This window comes from Dickeya sp. NCPPB 3274, assembly GCF_000406205.1.
GTDB classification, from domain to species: domain Bacteria; phylum Pseudomonadota; class Gammaproteobacteria; order Enterobacterales; family Enterobacteriaceae; genus Dickeya; species Dickeya fangzhongdai.
The window spans coordinates 3,964,427-3,983,089 of the sequence record NZ_CM001979.1; the positions used below are offsets into that span (position 1 = coordinate 3,964,427).

Below are 18,663 nucleotides of genomic sequence, written 5' to 3' on the forward strand. Positions count from 1 at the left end.
GCGGGACCGGCCCGCCTTACGGTAGTAACAGTCGTAACAACAGTATCAATTGCCCTGCAAACGCCGGGCATCGATCACATCCGGCAGTTGATTGAGCTTAGCCAGCACCCGGCCCAGCACCTGCAGGTTATAGATCTCGATATCCATGTCGATAGTGGCGAGCTGCTGTTTCACGTCGCTGCGGCTTGAAACCCCCAACACATTGACCTTTTCGTTGGCCAGAATGGTGGTGATGTCGCGCAACAGGCCGCTGCGATCGTTGGCGGTTACCCGTACCACCAACGAATAGCCGCTGGAGTAGCTTTCGCCCCATACCGCTTCGACAATACGCTCCGGCGCGTGACTGCGCAGGTCGTCGAGCTGTTCGCAGTCCGCACGGTGGATGGAAATGCCGCGCCCGCGGGTGATGAAGCCGATAATATCGTCGCCCGGAATCGGCTGGCAGCAACGCGCGATATGGTGCATCAGGTTGCCGACGCCCTCCACCACCACCCGGCCGTTGTCTTTGGCGCTGGCGCGCTGGGCCGGCTGCTGGGATTTCTGCGTCAACTGACGCAGCGCTTCGCGATCCTGCTCTTCGGCGCTCGGCTGGTTCACCTTCGACTGCAGGAAGTTAACCAACTGATTAAGGCGGATATCGCCGCCGCCGATGCCGGCCAGCAATTCATCCATCGAATTGATGTTGTAACGCGGCAGCAGCAGTTTTTCGGCCATTTTCAGGCTCACGCCGAGATGCGCCAGTTCGTCTTCCAGAATCTGTTTGCCCGCCAGGATATTCTTGTCGCGATCCTGCTTGCGGAACCAGTTGTGGATTTTGGAACGTCCGCGGCTGGTGGTGATGTACCCCAGATTGGGGTTCAACCAATCGCGGCTCGGGTTCGGCTGCTTCTGGGTGATGACCTCGATCTGGTCGCCCATCTGCAACTGGTAAGTGAACGGCACGATACGCCCGCCCACCTTGGCGCCGATGCAACGGTGGCCGATGTCGCTGTGTATGTGATAGGCAAAATCGAGCGGCGTGGAACCGATCGGCAAATCCACCACATCGCCCTTGGGCGTAAACACGTAGACACGGTCGTCGAACACCTGGCTGCGCACTTCGTCGAGCATTTCGTCCGAGTCGGCCATCTCTTCCTGCCAGGCCAGCAATTTACGCAGCCAGGCGATACGCTCTTCGTAACCGGAACGTCCGCTGGTGGCCGCGCCTTCCTTGTATTTCCAGTGTGCGGCGACGCCAAGCTCCGCGTCTTCGTGCATCTGCCGGGTACGAATCTGAATTTCCAGCGTCTTGCCGCCCGGCCCCAGCACCACGGTGTGGATCGACTGATAACCGTTGGGTTTGGGGTTGGCGACATAATCGTCGAACTCATCCGGCAGGTGGCGATAGTGGGTATGCACAATCCCCAGCGCGGCGTAGCAGTCCTGCAACCGCTCCACCACGATACGCACCGCCCGCACGTCGAACAGTTCGTCGAACGACAGCGATTTCTTCTGCATCTTGCGCCAGATGCTGTAGATGTGTTTCGGCCGACCATACACCTCGGCCTTCAGCTCCTCTTTCGCCATCGAGGCACGCAGGTTTTTGACGAAATCGTCGATGTACTGCTCACGGTCGATACGACGTTCGTGCAGCAGTTTGGCGATGCGTTTGTACTCGTCCGGGTGCAGATAGCGGAAGCAGAAATCTTCCAGTTCCCACTTAAGCTGGCCGATACCCAGCCGGTTAGCCAGCGGCGCGTAGATATTGGTACACTCTTTGGCCGCCAGCACGCGCTCTTCTTCCGGCGCGTCCTTCACTTCGCGCAGGTGGGCGATACGCTCCGCCAGCTTGATCACCACGCAACGGAAATCTTCCACCATCGCCAGCAGCATACGGCGGATATTATCCACCTGCTCGGAGGCCATCGAGTCGTGCTGGGTGGCCTTGAGCTGGCGAATCGCATCCATATCGCGCACGCCATGCACCAGATTGACGATATTCTTGCCGAAGGTTTCCCGCAGCGTTTCTTCATCCACCACGTTGGCATCCGCCAGCGGGAACAGCATCGCCGCGCGCATGCTGTCGTTATCCATACTCAGCGTGGAAAGGATTTCCACCATCTCGATGCCGCGCCACAACAGCAGCATCGCATCAGGGTGGCCTTCTGTTTTTTCTTCGCAGTAGCGCCAGGTTTCGGCGAGGCGTTCGCACGACGTTTTACTGGCGATACCCAGGGAGGCAATCCACGCGTCCGGCACGAACTTGCCTTCAGTATTCAAATGCGCACTTCTTACCGCAACCATAATCTCTCCCTACTTTACCGAGCCATCGGTACCAAGCAAAAACAGTGCCATCGACTCAAGATGTCCGGTATGTGGAAACATATCCAGCATGGCCAGCCGGGCCAGACGATAACCGGCGGCCATCAGCACTTTGCTGTCCCGCGCCAGCGTGGTGGGATTACAGGATATATACACCACCCGCCGGGGAGCCAGTTTCACAATCTGCGGCATCACGCCCGGCGCGCCGGCACGGGCCGGATCGAGCAGTATCTTATCAAATCCCATCGACGCCCACGGTTGCCGGGTGACGTCCTCTTCCAGGTCATGATGATAAAATGTGACCTGCGTCAGCCCGTTGCGCTGGGCGTTTTCCCGCCCTTTTTCCACCAGCGCCGCCACGCCTTCGACCCCGACCACGCTGCCGGCCCGCTGCGCCAGCGGCAGGGTAAAATTGCCCATACCGCAAAACAGGTCGAGCACCCGGTCCTGCGGCTGCGGCTCCAGCCACGTCAACGCCCGCTCCACCATACGCTGGTTGATGTCGTCATTGACCTGAATGAAATCCCGCGGGCTGAACGCCAGCGATAACCCGGCGATGCGATAAGACGGCATATCGCCGTGCAGGCATTCCAGCGCGCCGGCTTCCGGCGCCGCAAACAGCGCCGCGCCATGCCGAACGGCGAACGCCGTCAGCGCCTGACGGTCAACGTCGCGCAACGGATCCAGATGGCGCAAGACCACCAACGGCCCCTGCTCGGCCAGCACCAGCTCCACGTGCCCAAGCCGCCGGACGGCCTGCAACTGCCCGAGACAATCGCGCAACGGCGCCAACAGCGCTTCCAGTTCCGGCCGCAAAATCGGGCAGGCGCCGATATCCACCAAATCGTGCGATCCCGCCTGCCGGTAGCCCATCTGTAACCGGCGCGTTTTCGCCTGATAGTATAATGCAAGGCGCGCACGACGGCGGTAGGCATAGGCCGATCCGGCGATCACCTCCGGCTCCGGCGGGACGGCGCCGGTTTCCCGCGTCATCAGGTGTGTCAGCGCGGCCGCCTTGCTGCGATGCTGCAACGGCTGGCTGGCATGCTGTTGCTGGCAACCGCCGCAAACGGAAAAGTGCGGGCAGCGCGGCGTCACGCGCTCTTCGCTGGTGGTCAACAACCGCCGCAGCCGGGCATGGGCAAACTGGCGTTTCTCTTCCGTCAACTGCACCTCGGCCTGCTCACCCGGCAGTACGCCGGGGATGAACAGCGTTTTTCCCTGATGGCGGGCTACTCCCTGTCCGAATGGATCCAGATCATTCGCCGTCACGGTAAGGGTTTGCCGGGTCGTCACGCGCCGGTTTGGAGAGTAGAATTGCGCCATAAGTGTGCTGTCATTGATTTAATGGAATAGTCGACCTTAATTGTCCCACATTGGAACCTCATGACCAAATACAGTCTGCGCGCACGTATGATGATACTGATTCTGGCCCCGACCATGCTTATCGGGTTGCTGCTCAGTAGTTTTTTCGTCATCCACCGCTATAACCAGTTGCAGGAACAGTTGGCCGACGCCGGCGCCAGTATCATTCAACCGCTGGCGGTCAACAGCGCCTATGCGTTGACCCAGCGTCAGCCGGAATCGCTGCGGCAACTGGTCAATATGCTGCATCGTCATCACTCCGGCATTGTGCGCACCATCAGCGTATTCGACGCCCGCAACCAGCTCATCGTCACCAGCAATCCCAACAATCCCCATGGCCAGCTGTTGCAGGTGCCGTCCGGCAACCCGCTGCCGACCGCCCTGCGGCTGCAAAACGAAGAAGAGTGCCTGGTGTTGCAGATGCCTATCGAAAACGAAGGCGAAGTCTCCTCCGGTACGCTGATCAGTCGGCAGGCGCCGATGGGTTATGTCGCCGTCGAGCTGGATTTGAACACCATCCGGTTGCAGCAATACCGGGAGATGTTCATGGCCGCGATGCTATTGCTGTTCTGCATGGGCGTGGCGATGCTGCTGGCCTATCGGCTGATGCGCGATGTCACCATCCCCATCCGCAACATGGTGGAAACGGTGGACCGTATCCGTCGCGGCCAGTTGGACAGCCGGGTGGAAGGCCACATGCTGGGCGAGCTGGACATGCTGAAAAACGGCATCAACTCGATGGCGATGTCGCTCACCGCCTATCATGAGGAGATGCAGCAAAACATCGATCAGGCCACCTACGACCTGCGAGAAACGCTGGAACAGATGGAGATCCAGAACGTCGAGCTGGATCTGGCCAAAAAGCGGGCGCAGGAAGCGGCGCGCATCAAATCCGAGTTCCTGGCCAACATGTCCCACGAATTGCGCACGCCGCTCAATGGCGTCATCGGCTTTACCCGCCAGACGCTGAAAACCCAGTTGACGCCGACCCAGAAGGATTACCTGCAAACCATTGAGCGCTCCGCCAACAATCTGCTCAATATCATCAATGACGTACTGGACTTCTCCAAGCTGGAAGCCGGAAAACTGGTGCTGGAGAACATTCCGTTTTCGCTGCACAACACGCTGGATGAAGTGATCATGCTGCTGGCGCATACCGCCCATGAGAAAGGGCTGGAGCTGACGCTAAACATCCAGCATGACGTGCCGGAACAGTTCGTCGGCGACCCGCTGCGCTTGCAACAAATCATCACCAATCTGCTGGGCAACGCCATCAAATTTACCGAACAGGGCAACATTGATATCCGCATCGAAAAGCGCCGGCAGGAGAGTTTGCAGGTGCTGCTGGAAATCCAGATCAAGGATACCGGCATCGGCATTGCCGAAGCGCAGCAGACTCAGCTGTTTCAGGCGTTCCGTCAGGCGGATACCAGTATTTCACGCCAGCACGGCGGCACCGGTCTGGGGCTGGTGATTACCCAGCGGCTGGTGCGGGAAATGGGCGGCGACATCAGTTTCCACAGCAAACCGAATCAGGGCACCACCTTCTGGTGTACCGTTAATCTACAAATGAACCCGCACGTGCTGGAACCCGATTACCACTTTGATAGTTTGCAGGGCAAACATCTGGCCTATGTGGAAGCCAACCCGGCTGCGGCTCAGGCGACGCTGGATATTCTGGTGCATACGCCGCTGACCGTCAGCTACAGCCCGACGATGGAACAGTTGCCGGAACGCACCTTCGACATCCTGCTGATCGGCGTACCGATCCACTACCGTAATACGCTGTTGGATTTCACGCCGCAGATTCGTGACTTCTGTCGTCTGGCCTCCTGCGTGATTCTGGCGCTGCCGAGCATGGCGGAAATGGAAGCGGAGCAACTGAAATCGTTCGGCATCCACGCCAGCCTGAGCAAGCCCATCACCGCGCCGCGGCTGTTGCCGATGCTGCAGGATAACAGCCTGTTTAGTCAGGACAGCAACGAACGCGCGCTACCGCCGCCCGCCGCGTCGCTCAGTCGTTTACCGCTCAGCGTAATGGCGGTGGACGACAACCCGGCCAACCTGAAGCTGATCGGCGCGCTACTGGAAGAACAGGTGGAAAACATCATTCTGTGCGAAAGCGGCGCCGACGCCATCGCCCGCGCGCAGGGCACCCATCTGGATATCATTCTGATGGATATACAGATGCCCGGCATGGACGGCCTGCAGGCCAGCGAGCATATCCGCCGGCTGTCGCAGCACGCGCATACGCCGATCGTGGCGGTAACAGCGCACACCATGAGCGGCGAGCGCGAAGTGCTGCTGCAATCGGGTATGGATGATTATCTGTCCAAACCCATCGACGAACAGATGCTGCGCCAGACGTTGCTGCGCCATGCCTGTAAAACGCCCAGCGAACTGCCCGCTCCGCCGACGGCGGCGGTCACGGCGCAATCGCCGCTGTCGCTGGACTGGGATCTGGCGTTGCGGCAGGCCGCCAGCAAACCGGATCTGGCGCGCGACCTGCTGGCGATGTTGCTGGATTTTCTGCCGGATGTACGTCAACAGGTAGACGCGGTGCTGGCGGGCCACTCACCGGACAATCTGGTCGACATCATTCACAAACTGCACGGCAGTTGCAGCTATAGCGGCGTACCGCGGCTCAAACAAATTTGTCACTACCTCGAACAGTCGCTGCGCAAAGGTCTGTCGGTTGATGAGCTGGAACCGGAATGGCTGGAGTTGATGGACGAAATGACCAATGTGGAAAAAGCGGCGCGCAAACGGCTGGAAGCCTCAGTCTGAAACGCCGGCGGCGATGACAAGCGATGACCAATCAGGAATGCCATCAGGCAGGCGGATGCACGCAAAGGCAGCGCCTGCCGGTTGGTCAGCCGTCGCGGTGACGGCCAGCGACGAGCTCAGGAAATCGCCTGCGCCAGTTTGATGGTGGCGGCAATATTGCGCGCGGTCATCCGCACGTTGGCGGCGGCGTTGTCCAGCGCTTCCTCCAGCGAACAGATGTTGTAAAGCACGCTGAATACCGCATCAAGCCCATGATCGTGCACCACGCCCACGTCGGCGGTCAGGCTGCCGGCAATACCGATCACCGGTTTGTGGTAGCGTTTAGCCACAGAAGCGACGCCGATCGGCACTTTGCCGTGAATGGTCTGGCTGTCGATGCGGCCTTCGCCGGTGATCACCAGCGACGCGTCCCTGACCAGTTCGTCCAGCCCTAACGCTTCGGTGACAATCTCAATGCCGCGACGCAACTCCGCGCCGCAGAACGCCAGCAACGCCGCGCCCATGCCGCCGGCAGCGCCCGCGCCCGGCACCTGCTCCACGTCGATATCCAGATCGTTGCGGATCACGCCCGCATAGTGGCGTAACGCCTGATCCAGTTGCTCGACCATTGCCTCGGTGGCGCCTTTCTGCGGCCCGAACACCGCCGATGCGCCCTGCCTGCCGGTCAGCGGGTTGGTGACATCGCACGCCACCTCAAACCGGCACTGCCGGATACGCGGGTCCAGCGAACGGGTGTCAATGTGTGCCAGCCGCGCCAGCTCCGCGCCGCCAAACCCGATCGGCTGCTTCGCGTCGTCCAGCAACTGCGCGCCCAACGCCTGCATCATCCCTGCGCCGCCATCGTTGGTGGCGCTGCCGCCGATGCCGATAATACAGTGACGAACGCCGTGATCCAGCGCACTGCGAATCAGCTCGCCGGTGCCATAGCTGGTGGTCAGCAGCGGATTACGCAGATGCGTCGGCACCCGTTCCAGTCCGCTGGCGGCCGCCATCTCGATAAACGCCGTTTTTTCATCCCCTGACAGCCCGAAAAAAGCGTCGATCTCATCGCCCAACGGACCGGTGACGTTCACCTTGACGATTTTACCGCGGGTGGCCGCCACCATGGCTTCCACGGTTCCCTCTCCCCCATCGGCGACCGGCAGTTTCACGTAGCTGGCGTCGGGGAACACCTCCCGAAAACCGGCCTCAATCTGCGTCGCCACTTCCTGGGCGGATAAGCTCTCTTTGTAAGAATCCGGTGCGATAACTATTTTCATAAACGACTCGCGTCATCAACTACCCGCGCTGTAGGCTGTGTCCCGCAATTATTCGCGTCGCCGGCGCAGAGCCGGGGTCAAAGCGCAGCATCCCGCGCGACTCGACGTGTGTCAGGCTTCCCCAACCACGCGGTTCGCGTCCGATCTCGCTGCGATTTGACCGCCAGCCGCTGTCACGCACAATTGCGGGACACAACCAGGAACCGGCGCAAGTCAAAAATGTTCCGTCAACCGGGCGGCCCGCGCCTTGCGCCGACGCCGCCCCGTCAACTACCGAGTAACTTCCACTTTCGCCAGTTTCTCGTAATAACAAGCCAGCGCGCTGTGGTCGGCGGCGCCCAGGTCATCAGCTTTCAGCGCCTGCATCATTTCCATCACCGCGGCAGTCAGCGGCAACTGGGCCCCAACGCCATGAGACGTATCCAGCGCGTTGGCCAGATCTTTGATATGCAGGTCGATGCGGAAACCGGGCTTGAAGTTGCGGTCCATCACCATCGGCGCTTTGGCATCCAGCACGGTGCTGCCCGCCAGACCGCCGCGAATCGCCTGATACACCAGGTCCGGATTCACGCCGGCTTTGGTCGCCAGCACCAGCGCTTCCGACATGGCGGCGATATTCAGCGCCACGATGACCTGATTCGCCAGCTTGGTGACGTTGCCCGCGCCGATATCGCCGGTGTGCACCACCGAACCCGCCATCGCCTTCATCACCTCATAGCTACGGTCGAATACCGCCTTGTCGCCGCCCACCATCACGGACAGCGTACCGTCGATCGCTTTTGGCTCGCCGCCGCTGACCGGCGCGTCCAGCATCTCGACGCCTTTTTCCGCCAGCGCCGCGGCAATTTCACGGCTGGCCAACGGGGCGATAGAACTCATGTCGATCACCACCGTGCCTTTACGCGCGCCTTCGATCACGCCGTTTTCGCCCAGTACTACCTCTTTAACGTGAGGGGAGTTCGGCAACATGGTAATCACGATATCGCTCTGCTCAGCCACGGCTTTCGCCGTTTCAGCCGAGGTGGCGCCCGCAGCCACAACGTCGGCGACCGCCGCGCTGTTTCTGTCCAGCACAACCAATGAGTAACCCGCTTTGATCAGGTTTTTGCTCATCGGTTTGCCCATGATACCCAGTCCAATAAAACCAATTTTCATTGCGATAACCTCGTTGTCCATTCAGTGACATGGTCAGATATGTTTACGGCCGATGCGGCCCTGATTAATCCAAGTTACTTTTTGAATTTGTCGCACAGCGCCTGCGTAGCGCCGCGGAACACGCCCAGATCGCTACCCACCGCCACAAAACGCGCGCCCCATTCCAGATAGCGACGGGCATCCGCTTCCACCGGCGCCAGAATGCCGCTCGGCTTACCGTGGGCGGCCGCGCGTTCGAAGATGTGACGAATCACTTTCTGCACTTCCGGGTGGTTGGGCTGCCCCAGATACCCCAGCGCGGCCGACAGGTCGCCCGGGCCGACGAAAATACCGTCAACGCCATCCACCGCGGCGATCGCGTCCAGGTTGTCCACCCCTTCCTGCGTTTCGATCTGCACCAGCACGGTGATGTTGTCGTTAATGGTGGCGAAATAGTTCGGCTCGGTGCCGTAGGCGTTGCTGCGATGACCGACCGACACGCCGCGAATACCGGCCGGCGGATAACGGGTCGACGCCACGGCGCGAATCGCCTCTTCTTCACTTTCCACAAACGGGATCAGGAAGTTGTAGAAACCAATATCCAGCAATCGCTTGATAATCACCGGCTCATTGCAGGGCGGACGCACCACCGGCGCGCTGTGGCTGCCTTTCAGCGCCATCAGTTGCGGAATAAAGGTGTTGATATCGTTCGGCGCGTGCTCGCCGTCCAGTACCAGCCAGTCAAACCCGGCCAGCCCCAATACCTCGGTGGAAATAGGATTACCCAGCGCGCACCAGCAACCGATCAGGGTGTTCCCCTGCTGTAAATCCTGGCGAAATTGGTTAGGCAACAGTGGCGTCTTCATGTTTTGTCCTTACTCTTTACCTCGCCGCCCCGGATGAGGCGGCGCACCTCAATTAACGACTGTCGATAATTAACGAACAGCGATGGATTAACGAACCAGGCAGGGACGTTTGTTATCAAACGTCCAGTTAGGGATCAGGTACTGCATACCGACGGCGTCGTTGCGCGCGCCCAGCCCCATGTTTTTATACAACTCATGGGCTTTCATTACCTGATCCATATCCAGTTCGACGCCCAGACCCGGTTTTTTCGGCACTTCAACCATGCCGCCGACGATCTGCAACGGTTCTTTGGTCAAACGCTGGTTGCCTTCCTGCCAGATCCAGTGGGTATCCAGTGCGGCGATCTTGCCCGGCGCAGCCGCGCCGACATGGGTAAACATCGCCAGCGAGATATCAAAGTGGTTGTTGGAGTGCGAACCCCAGGTCAGGCCCCATTCGTGGCACATCTGCGCCACGCGCACCGATCCTTGCATGGTCCAGAAGTGCGGGTCCGCCAGCGGAATATCCACCGACTGCAGGGAAATGGTGTGGCCCATCTGACGCCAGTCGGTGGCGATCATGTTGGTGGCGGTGGGCAGCCCGGTGGCGCGGCGGAATTCCGCCATCACTTCACGGCCGGAGAAGCCCTGTTCGGCGCCGCACGGGTCCTCGGCGTAAGCCAGCACGCCGCGCAGTTGCTTGCCAAGGCGAATCGCCTCTTCCAGCGACCAGGCGCCGTTCGGGTCCAGCGTAATACGCGCCTGCGGGAAGCGTTTAGCCAGCGCGGTTACCGCTTCGGCCTCTTCGCTGCCGGCCAGTACGCCGCCTTTCAGTTTGAAATCGTTGAAGCCGTATTTTTCGTACGCCGCTTCCGCCAGACGCACCACCGTTTCCGGCGTCAGCGCCTCTTCGTGGCGCAGACGATACCAGTCGCATTTTTCATCCGACTGATTCTGGTACGGCAGGTCGGTCTTGTTGCGATCGCCGATGTAGAACAGATAACCCAGCATCTCCACCGCGTCACGCTGCTGACCATCGCCCAGCAATGCCGCCACCGGCACGTTCAGGAATTGTCCCAGCAGGTCCAGCATCGCGGCTTCGATCCCCGTCACCACATGGATGGTGGTGCGCAGGTCGAAAGTTTGCAGACCGCGGCCGGAGGCATCACGGTCGGCGAACTGGTTGCGCACCGCGGTCATCACGTTTTTGTATTCGCCCAGCGTTTTACCTACTACCAGCGCGGCGGCGTCTTCCAACGTCTGGCGGATTTTCTCGCCGCCGGGGATTTCACCCACGCCGGTATGACCCGAATTGTCCTGGAGGATCACGATATTACGGGTGAAGTACGGCGCGTGCGCTCCGCTGAGGTTCAGCAACATGCTGTCGTGCCCGGCGACAGGGATCACCTGCATACTGGTAATAACCGGGGTGGAACTTTGCGACGTCATGATAGTTTCCTTCTGTTAAAACGTTGAATTCTTAGGTAACTCGCGTCCGAACACCGGGCGCTTGCGATCAAATTTCCAGCCAGGGATCAGGTACTGCATGGCCGCCGCGTCATTACGCGCGCCGCTCGGCAGTTTCTTGTGCAGCTCATGAGCTTTCATCACCTGTTCCATATCCAGCTCGATACCCAGCCCCGGCCGTTCCGGCACCTTGATTTTGCCGTTCACAATCTGCAGCGGTTCTTTGGTCAGATGCTGACCTTCCTGCCAGATCCAATGGGTGTCGATGGCGGTCGGTTTACCGGGCGCCGCGGCGCCCACATGGGTAAACATCGCCAGCGAAATATCGAAGTGATTGTTGGAGTGGCAACCCCAGGTCAATCCCCACTCGTCACACAGTTGCGCCACCCGCACCGCACCGTGCATGGTCCAGAAATGCGGATCCGCCAGCGGAATGTCCACCGCCTGCAGCATCACGGCATGGTTCATCTCACGCCAGTTGGTGGCAATCATGTTGGTGGCGACCGGCAAGCCGGTGGCGCGGCGGAATTCCGCCATCACCTCGCGGCCGGAGAAGCCCTGCTCGGCGCCGCACGGGTCTTCGGCGTAAGTCAGCACGCCGTTCAGGTCCTTACACAAGCCAATCGCTTCGTCCAGCAGCCAGGCGCCGTTCGGGTCCACCGTGATGCGGGCATCCGGAAAACGTTTTTTCAGCGCCTTGACGGCGTCGATTTCCAGCTCGCCCGGCAGCACGCCGCCTTTCAGCTTGAAGTCTTTGAAGCCGTAGCGATCGGCCGCCGCTTCCGCCAGCCGTACCACTGCTTCGCTGTCCATCGCCTTTTGGTGACGCAGGTGATACCACGGATGCTTGCCCTGTTCGCCTTCAAGGTAGGGCAGATCGGTTTTGGTGCGATCGCCGATATAGAACAGGTAACCCAGCACCGTCACCTCGTCGCGCTGCTTGCCCGGCCCCAGCAACTCGGCCACCGGCACATTCAGGTGCTGACCCAGCAGGTCCAGCAGGGCGGCTTCCAGTGCGGCGACAGCGTTGACCCGCAATTCGAACGTCCAGGCGCCTTTGCCGAACGAGTCGAAATCCGAAGACTGGTTGCCTTTGTGAACCTGATGCACCAGATGATTCATGCGCGCTACCTGCGCCCCCACCACCTGTGGGATTGCCGCCGTCAGCGTGTTGTAGATCACCTCGCCGCCCGGCGCTTCGCCTACGCCGGTGTGCCCGGCGTTGTCTTTCAGAATCACGATGTTGCGGGTGAAATACGCCCCGTGCGCACCGCCAATATTGAGCAACATGCTGTCATAGCCCGCGACGGGGATGACTTTCATGTCGGTAATGACGGGGGAATCTTGCGTACTGCTCATAGTCACGTCCTTACCCTGCATCAGCGGGATTGATAAGGTTTCAATTCGATACGTTTAATATCCTGCACGATGAACAGGAAGCTCAGAATCGCCACCAGCGCATGGATACCGACATAAATCAGGCCGCCGTTGAAAGAGCCGGTGCTGCCCACTATGTAGCCGATGGCAATCGGGGTCACAATGCCGGAGATGTTGCCGAACATGTTGAACAGACCGCCGCTCAGGCCGCTGATTTCCTTCGGCGCCGTATCCGCCATTACCGCCCAGCCCAGCGCGCCGATGCCTTTACCGAAGAACGCCGCTGCCATCACCGCAATCACCACCCATTCCGTGGTGACGTAGTTACAAATCACCATCGACATGGACAGCAGCATACCCAGCACAATCGGCGTTTTACGCGCGACGGTCAGTGACTGAGTGCGACGCATCAGGAAGTCGGAAATCACCCCGCCCAGTACGCCGCCGACGAAACCGCAGATCGCCGGAATAGAGGCGACAAAGCCGGCTTTCAGAATCGACATGCCGCGAGCCTGCACCAGATACACCGGGAACCAGGTAATAAAGAAGTAAGTCAGCGCATTGATGCAGTATTGACCAAGATAAATCCCCATCATCATGCGGGAAGTCAGTAATTGCTTAATCTGGTGCCATTTCTCGCCGCGGGCGACCTCTTTTTTAGTCGCCGCCGCATCCATGTTGACCAGTGCGCCGCCCGCTTCGATGTACTCCAGTTCCGCCTTGTTCACGCTCGGGTGATCTTTCGGGTCATGAATCACTTTCAGCCACAGGAAGCTGATGATCATGCCGAGACCGCCCATGAACCAGAACACATGCGCCCAACCCACTTCGTGCGTCAGCCAGCCCATGATGGGAGCGAAGATAACGGTGGCGAAATACTGCGCGGAGTTGAAGATGGCGACGGCGGTGCCGCGTTCCTGCGCCGGGAACCAGGCCGCAACGATACGGCTGTTACCAGGGAAGGACGGGGATTCACACAATCCCACCATAAAACGCAGCATAAACAGTGAAATCACGATGGCTGAACCGTGGAACAGATCCACAAACCCTTGTAACAGGGTAAACAGCGACCAGGTGAAAATACTCCAGAAGTAGACCCGCTTGGAACCGAAGCGGTCAAGCAGCCAGCCTCCGGGGATTTGGCCTATGACATAAGCCCAGGAAAACGCGGAGAAGATATAGCCCATGCCCACGGCATCAAGACCAATCTCTTTGGACATGGCGGAACCGGCGATGGAGATCGTGGCGCGGTCGCCATAGTTGAATGACGTGACGATAAACAGCATCACGACAATCCAGTAACGGGCGTTGGTTTTCTTTTGTAATACGCCTGCTGCTGTGCTGACGGTATTCATGATGAACTCCTACTTTCAGATAGCGGTTAGCTCATTCATTCCGAATAACAACACAATGTAGGGTTGGGTTACCAGAATGAAATCAAGAGTCGGTAATGGTTTGAAACCTGAGCAAAGGAACAAACAGAACAGCAAAAATAAACCACGAGACCTCTTCGACTTCTGGGAAGAATTATAAAGGGCGGCCTTGGGGGGCTCACTGGACAAGCGCCCAACAATTACCGCGACCACCAACACGGATTCTTGCAATCGCCTAACGAATTGGGAGTCATTTCACGAAAACGCCGTTTTTTGTCGTTCAGGTCACAGGGCGCGGCGGTATCGATAAGGAGGGAGAAGCACAAGGGAACGGAATAATGTGACAGGTCTCACTGCATGTTGTTTCTTCGCCAGAGAAATTAAGCACAGCACATCAGGATGTCAGTCAATTGCATAATGCCCGGATGAGGAAAGCTCCCCTATACTGGTGCCGAGCAAAGTCATTATTAGCAGCAGTGAAAATAAACCGCGCGTTATAACTTTAACCAGCGTTATATACCCCAATAATTCGGGTTGCAGGACAAAACGCTCGCGTTGGCCCTTCGGGGCAAGGCTCACTACGAGCCTTGTTACGCGGCGACCGGGTGAATTCCCAGGGCGCTTACCTCAGCCGCTTGACGGCGGTAAGCGACAAATCGGCGCCAGCCGATTTGAACCCGGCGCCGGCAGGCCTGAGTACGGGCTGGTAGCGCCGTCGACATCCCGGCAACCTGAAGCATGACGGGTATAACATAATAAAGGTTAGCACCATGTCAGATAACACAAACAAGGGTGTGGCCAGTGAGCGGCCGCTTTATATCAAGGTCCATGAGTCTGACAATGTTGCCATTGTCGTTAACAATAACGGCCTGAAAGCCGGCACCCGATTCAGCTGCGGCCTGGAACTGAAAGAACACGTACCACAGGGCCACAAGGTGGCATTAAGCGATATCGCCCTCGGCGAGTCCATCGTCCGTTATGGCGAAATCATCGGCTACGCCCTCAGGGACATCGCCCGCGGCAGTTGGATCGATGAATCTCTGGTGGAATTGCCCAACGCCCCGGCGCTGGAAACGCTGCCGCTGGCGACCCGGGTTCCGCCGCCGCTGCCACCGCTGGAAGGTTACACCTTTGAAGGTTACCGTAACCCGGATGGTAGCGTCGGTACCAAAAACCTGCTTGGCATCACCACCAGCGTACACTGCGTCGCCGGCGTGGTGGATTATGTCGTCACACTGATCGAACGCGACCTGCTGCCCCGTTACCCCAACGTGGATGGCGTGGTAGCGCTGAACCATTTGTATGGCTGCGGCGTGGCGATCAATGCCCCGGCTGCGGTAGTGCCGATTCGCACCATACATAACCTGGCGCTGAACCCGAATTTCGGCGGCGAAGTGCTGGTGGTCGGGCTGGGCTGCGAAAAGCTCCAGCCGGAACGTCTGCTGCAAGGCACGCCGGATGTGCAGGCCATTTCACTGGACGACACCAGTATTGTGCGGCTGCAGGATGAGCATCATGTCGGTTTCAAATCCATGGTGGACGACATCCTGACTATGGCGGATAAACATCTGCAACAGCTCAATCGCCGTCAGCGCGAAACGGTGCCGGCCTCCGAACTGGTGGTCGGCATGCAGTGCGGCGGCAGCGACGCCTTTTCCGGCGTGACCGCCAACCCGGCGGTGGGATTCGCCTCCGATCTGCTGGTGCGCTGCGGCGCCACGGTGATGTTTTCCGAAGTTACCGAAGTCCGCGACGCCATCCATCTGCTCACGCCGCGCGCCGTCAATGAAGAGGTGGGCAAACGCCTGCTGGAAGAGATGGCCTGGTATGACGATTATCTGGACAGCGGCAAGACCGACCGCAGCGCCAACCCGTCGCCCGGCAACAAGAAAGGCGGCCTGGCCAACGTGGTGGAAAAAGCGCTGGGGTCAATCGCCAAATCCGGCACCAGTGCGATTGTCGAAGTGCTGTCGCCGGGTCAGCGCCCGACCAAACGCGGCCTGATTTACGCGGCCACGCCAGCCAGCGACTTTGTGTGCGGCACCCAGCAGTTGGCTTCCGGCATCACGGTACAGGTATTCACCACCGGACGCGGCACCCCTTACGGGTTGAAAGCCGTACCGGTTATCAAGATGGCGACCCGCACTGCGCTGGCGGAACGCTGGCATGACCTGATGGATATCAACGCCGGCACCATCGCCACCGGCGAAGCCACCATTGAGGATGTGGGCTGGCAACTGTTCCGCTTTATTCTGGATATCGCCAGCGGCAAGAAGAAAACCTGGTCCGATCAATGGGGTCTGCACAACGCCCTGTCGGTGTTCAACCCGGCGCCGGTGACCTGATATACGCAGTTATACCCTAAATAATTCGAGTTGCAGGACAAAACGCGTTGCGTTTTGAACAACGCAAAGCGTTGGCCCTTCAGGGCAAGACTCATAATGAGTCTTGTAACGCGGCGACGCAGCGAATCCCCAGGAGCTTACTCAAGTAAGTGACTGGGGTGAGCGAGGAAAGCCAACGCACCTGTAACTTGAAGTATGACGGGTATATACGTAAACCGCCCTGTTCGCCGCCAGATGAAGCATTCGGCGGCGAACGTTTTAAAATATTTTCCACCCGCCGCCTTTTAAGCTGCTGACATTAATTAGAGATATCATCCACGTAAATTTATTTTCGGTAGAAAATAGCCTTCCGTTCCTTTCATTGAGTCACTATTTAATTTCACTTAATAGTTCGCATCATTGCCTTTTATTTTCACAACGCACTTTTTCGTTATTGCTGTTAATAAAACGTTTTTATTGTGATCCCAAGTTTAAGAAAAAATCGAACAATATTTAATAAACCCAAAGAAGGTAAAAAAAACGCTGTTCAAAAAATGATTTCATTGACAACACAAAGACGCAAAGCATAAATTCCCCCTTACAAAAAAATGGAACAACTTTACGCAGGGATGCTTTGAAATTTAAAGCGCCCTTTTTTTCGCATCTTTTAACCTTGCGTTAAAAAAATAAAAACAATGATTCAACACACCTCTCAGCCCGTGTGATTAATCAGGCCGTACTCACACGTCGGCCCTTCTATTCTCACGATATATTACTGATACACAGCATCGGGGTTTCCAATGAGGGTTAATGCACCTATTACACAACAGGAATACCTGTTGGATGACGACACCACATTAATGTCGACCACGGATGTTAAAAGCCACATCACTTACGCCAATTCCGCCTTTATTCGCGTCAGCGGCTTTGATGAAGACGAATTGATGGGAACGGCGCACAATATCGTGCGTCATCCGGATATGCCCATCGAAGCCTTCGCCGACATGTGGTACACGCTGCAGCAGGGAGACAGCTGGACCGGTCTGGTCAAAAACCGTCGCAAGAACGGCGATCATTACTGGGTGCGCGCCAACGTCACGCCGGTTTATCACCATAATCAGCTCGCCGGGTATATTTCGGTGCGCAATACCCCCAAAGCGGAAGAAATTCAGGCTGCGGAACCCTTGTACGAAGCGGTACAGAATAAGCAGGCCCGCCATATCCGATTTTATAAAGGGCTGGTGGTCCGGACCGGTCTGTTCTCGGTTCTGTCCCTGTTCCAGCGGCTATCGGTGCGCTCGCGGTTACGGTTGGCCGTTCTGCTTGGCGGTCTGGTGCCGCTGGCGCTGATCTTACTGGGTTTCGGTGCCGCGACGTCGATTGCCGCCACCCTGCTATTGATGGTAGCGCTCGATCGATTTCTGCAACGGCAAATCGCGCATCCGCTGCGTTTGATTCTGCGTCAGGCGCAACAGGTGGTGTCCGGCCGCCGGGCGGACAGTATCCACCTCAACCGGGTGGATGAAATCGGTCTGCTGCTGCGGGTGGTTAATCAGTTCGGGTTGAACCTGCATTCGCTGGTGGACGACGTCGGCACGCAGGTCGCGGGCATCAACAACGTCAGCCAACAACTGGCCGACAGCAACGGCGACCTGAGCGCGCGTACCGAGGAAACCTCCGCCAATCTGCAACAGACAGCGGCAGCCATCGAGCAGATTACCGTCGCGGTTCAACAGAGCGCGGACACCGCCACGCAGGCGACCAATATGGCGCAAAACGCCAGCCTGTCCGCCGGTAAAGGCGGCGATATCATGGCTGAAGCAGTGGGTATGATGGAGGCGATTTCGAACGCCAGCCGCAAAATCGTCGATATCATCGGCGTTATCGACAGCATCGCGTTTCAGACCAACATCCTCGCGCTCAATGCCGCGGTGGAAGCGGCGCGAGCAGGCGTGGAAGGACGCGGCTTTGCCGTCGTGGCGGCGGAAGTACGCAGCCTGGCGCAGCATTCCGCGTCTGCCGCCCGCGAAATCAAAACGCTGATCGATGCCAACATGACCAGCGTTGAAAACGGCAGCGCGCTGGTGGACAAAGCCGGTCAGCATATTCAGGACATCGTCAACGACGTGCAACAGGTCGCGGCCATGATCAGCGAGATCAGCAACGCCACCCGCGAACAAACCGCTGCGCTGTCGCTGATCAACGACTCCATTGCCCAAATCGAGCAGATGACCGCCGGCAATACCGGCATGGTCGATCAGTCGGCCGAGTTCGCCACCTGCCTTAGCAGACAGGCCCTGCGGTTGACCGATGCGATTAATGTCTACGGGAAATAATGGTTGGCGTAAAGATACAATTCTTTACGCCTCGCTCCGAACAAAGAGTAGCCAGAATTCGCTTTTTGGTTAATAATCACTCATAAGATCGCGCC

At 58.3% G+C, this 18,663-nt stretch carries 11 protein-coding genes; 3 read left to right on the top strand and 8 right to left on the bottom strand.

Annotated features, from left to right (window positions below):
• Nucleotides 1-45 precede the first annotated feature (45 nt).
• Nucleotides 46-2,283 carry a GTP diphosphokinase gene (relA, locus tag DXX3274_RS17750; RefSeq protein WP_042860897.1) on the bottom strand — a complete coding sequence of 746 codons (2,238 nt, stop codon included), beginning with the start codon at nucleotides 2,281-2,283 and terminating at the stop codon, nucleotides 46-48.
• 9 nt (nucleotides 2,284-2,292) lie between these two features.
• Nucleotides 2,293-3,627 (bottom strand): 23S rRNA (uracil(1939)-C(5))-methyltransferase RlmD, encoded by a 1,335-nt coding sequence (rlmD, locus tag DXX3274_RS17755; protein WP_042860898.1) that lies wholly within the window; start codon nucleotides 3,625-3,627, stop codon nucleotides 2,293-2,295.
• Nucleotides 3,628-3,687: 60 nt separating this feature from the next.
• On the opposite strand from rlmD, the gene barA reads away from it, so the two are divergent.
• Entirely contained in the window at nucleotides 3,688-6,453 is a 2,766-nt protein-coding gene (gene barA, locus DXX3274_RS17760; protein WP_042860899.1) for a two-component sensor histidine kinase BarA, read from the top strand.
• A gap of 116 nt (nucleotides 6,454-6,569) precedes the next feature.
• Here the strand turns inward: barA and DXX3274_RS17765 are convergent, their stop codons facing one another.
• From DXX3274_RS17765 to DXX3274_RS17790, 6 genes are all read right to left on the bottom strand, one after another.
• On the bottom strand, nucleotides 6,570-7,712 hold the full coding sequence (locus DXX3274_RS17765; RefSeq protein WP_042860900.1) for a glycerate kinase: 1,143 nt from the start codon (nucleotides 7,710-7,712) through the stop codon (nucleotides 6,570-6,572).
• Between the two features lie 270 nt (nucleotides 7,713-7,982).
• Entirely contained in the window at nucleotides 7,983-8,873 is an 891-nt protein-coding gene (garR, locus tag DXX3274_RS17770; protein ID WP_152495313.1) for a 2-hydroxy-3-oxopropionate reductase, read from the bottom strand.
• 68 nt (nucleotides 8,874-8,941) lie between these two features.
• Complete coding sequence (gene garL, locus DXX3274_RS17775; protein WP_042860902.1) at nucleotides 8,942-9,712, bottom strand: 2-dehydro-3-deoxyglucarate aldolase; 771 nt, start codon at nucleotides 9,710-9,712, stop codon at nucleotides 8,942-8,944.
• A gap of 87 nt (nucleotides 9,713-9,799) precedes the next feature.
• Entirely contained in the window at nucleotides 9,800-11,140 is a 1,341-nt protein-coding gene (gene gudD / locus DXX3274_RS17780) for a glucarate dehydratase (protein ID WP_042860903.1), read from the bottom strand.
• Nucleotides 11,141-11,155: 15 nt separating this feature from the next.
• A complete protein-coding gene (locus tag DXX3274_RS17785) occupies nucleotides 11,156-12,517 on the bottom strand; it encodes an enolase C-terminal domain-like protein (RefSeq protein ID WP_042860904.1) in 1,362 nt (453 codons plus the stop codon).
• Between the two features lie 20 nt (nucleotides 12,518-12,537).
• Nucleotides 12,538-13,890, bottom strand: coding sequence for an MFS transporter (locus DXX3274_RS17790; protein WP_042860905.1), 1,353 nt, complete (start codon nucleotides 13,888-13,890; stop codon nucleotides 12,538-12,540).
• Nucleotides 13,891-14,678: 788 nt separating this feature from the next.
• Here DXX3274_RS17790 and garD point away from each other — a divergent pair.
• Both garD and DXX3274_RS17800 read left to right on the top strand, forming a co-directional pair.
• Entirely contained in the window at nucleotides 14,679-16,253 is a 1,575-nt protein-coding gene (garD, locus tag DXX3274_RS17795) for a galactarate dehydratase (protein WP_042860906.1), read from the top strand.
• Nucleotides 16,254-17,032: 779 nt separating this feature from the next.
• On the top strand, nucleotides 17,033-18,568 hold the full coding sequence (locus DXX3274_RS17800; protein ID WP_042860907.1) for a PAS domain-containing methyl-accepting chemotaxis protein: 1,536 nt from the start codon (nucleotides 17,033-17,035) through the stop codon (nucleotides 18,566-18,568).
• The last annotated feature ends 95 nt before the right edge of the window (nucleotides 18,569-18,663 follow it).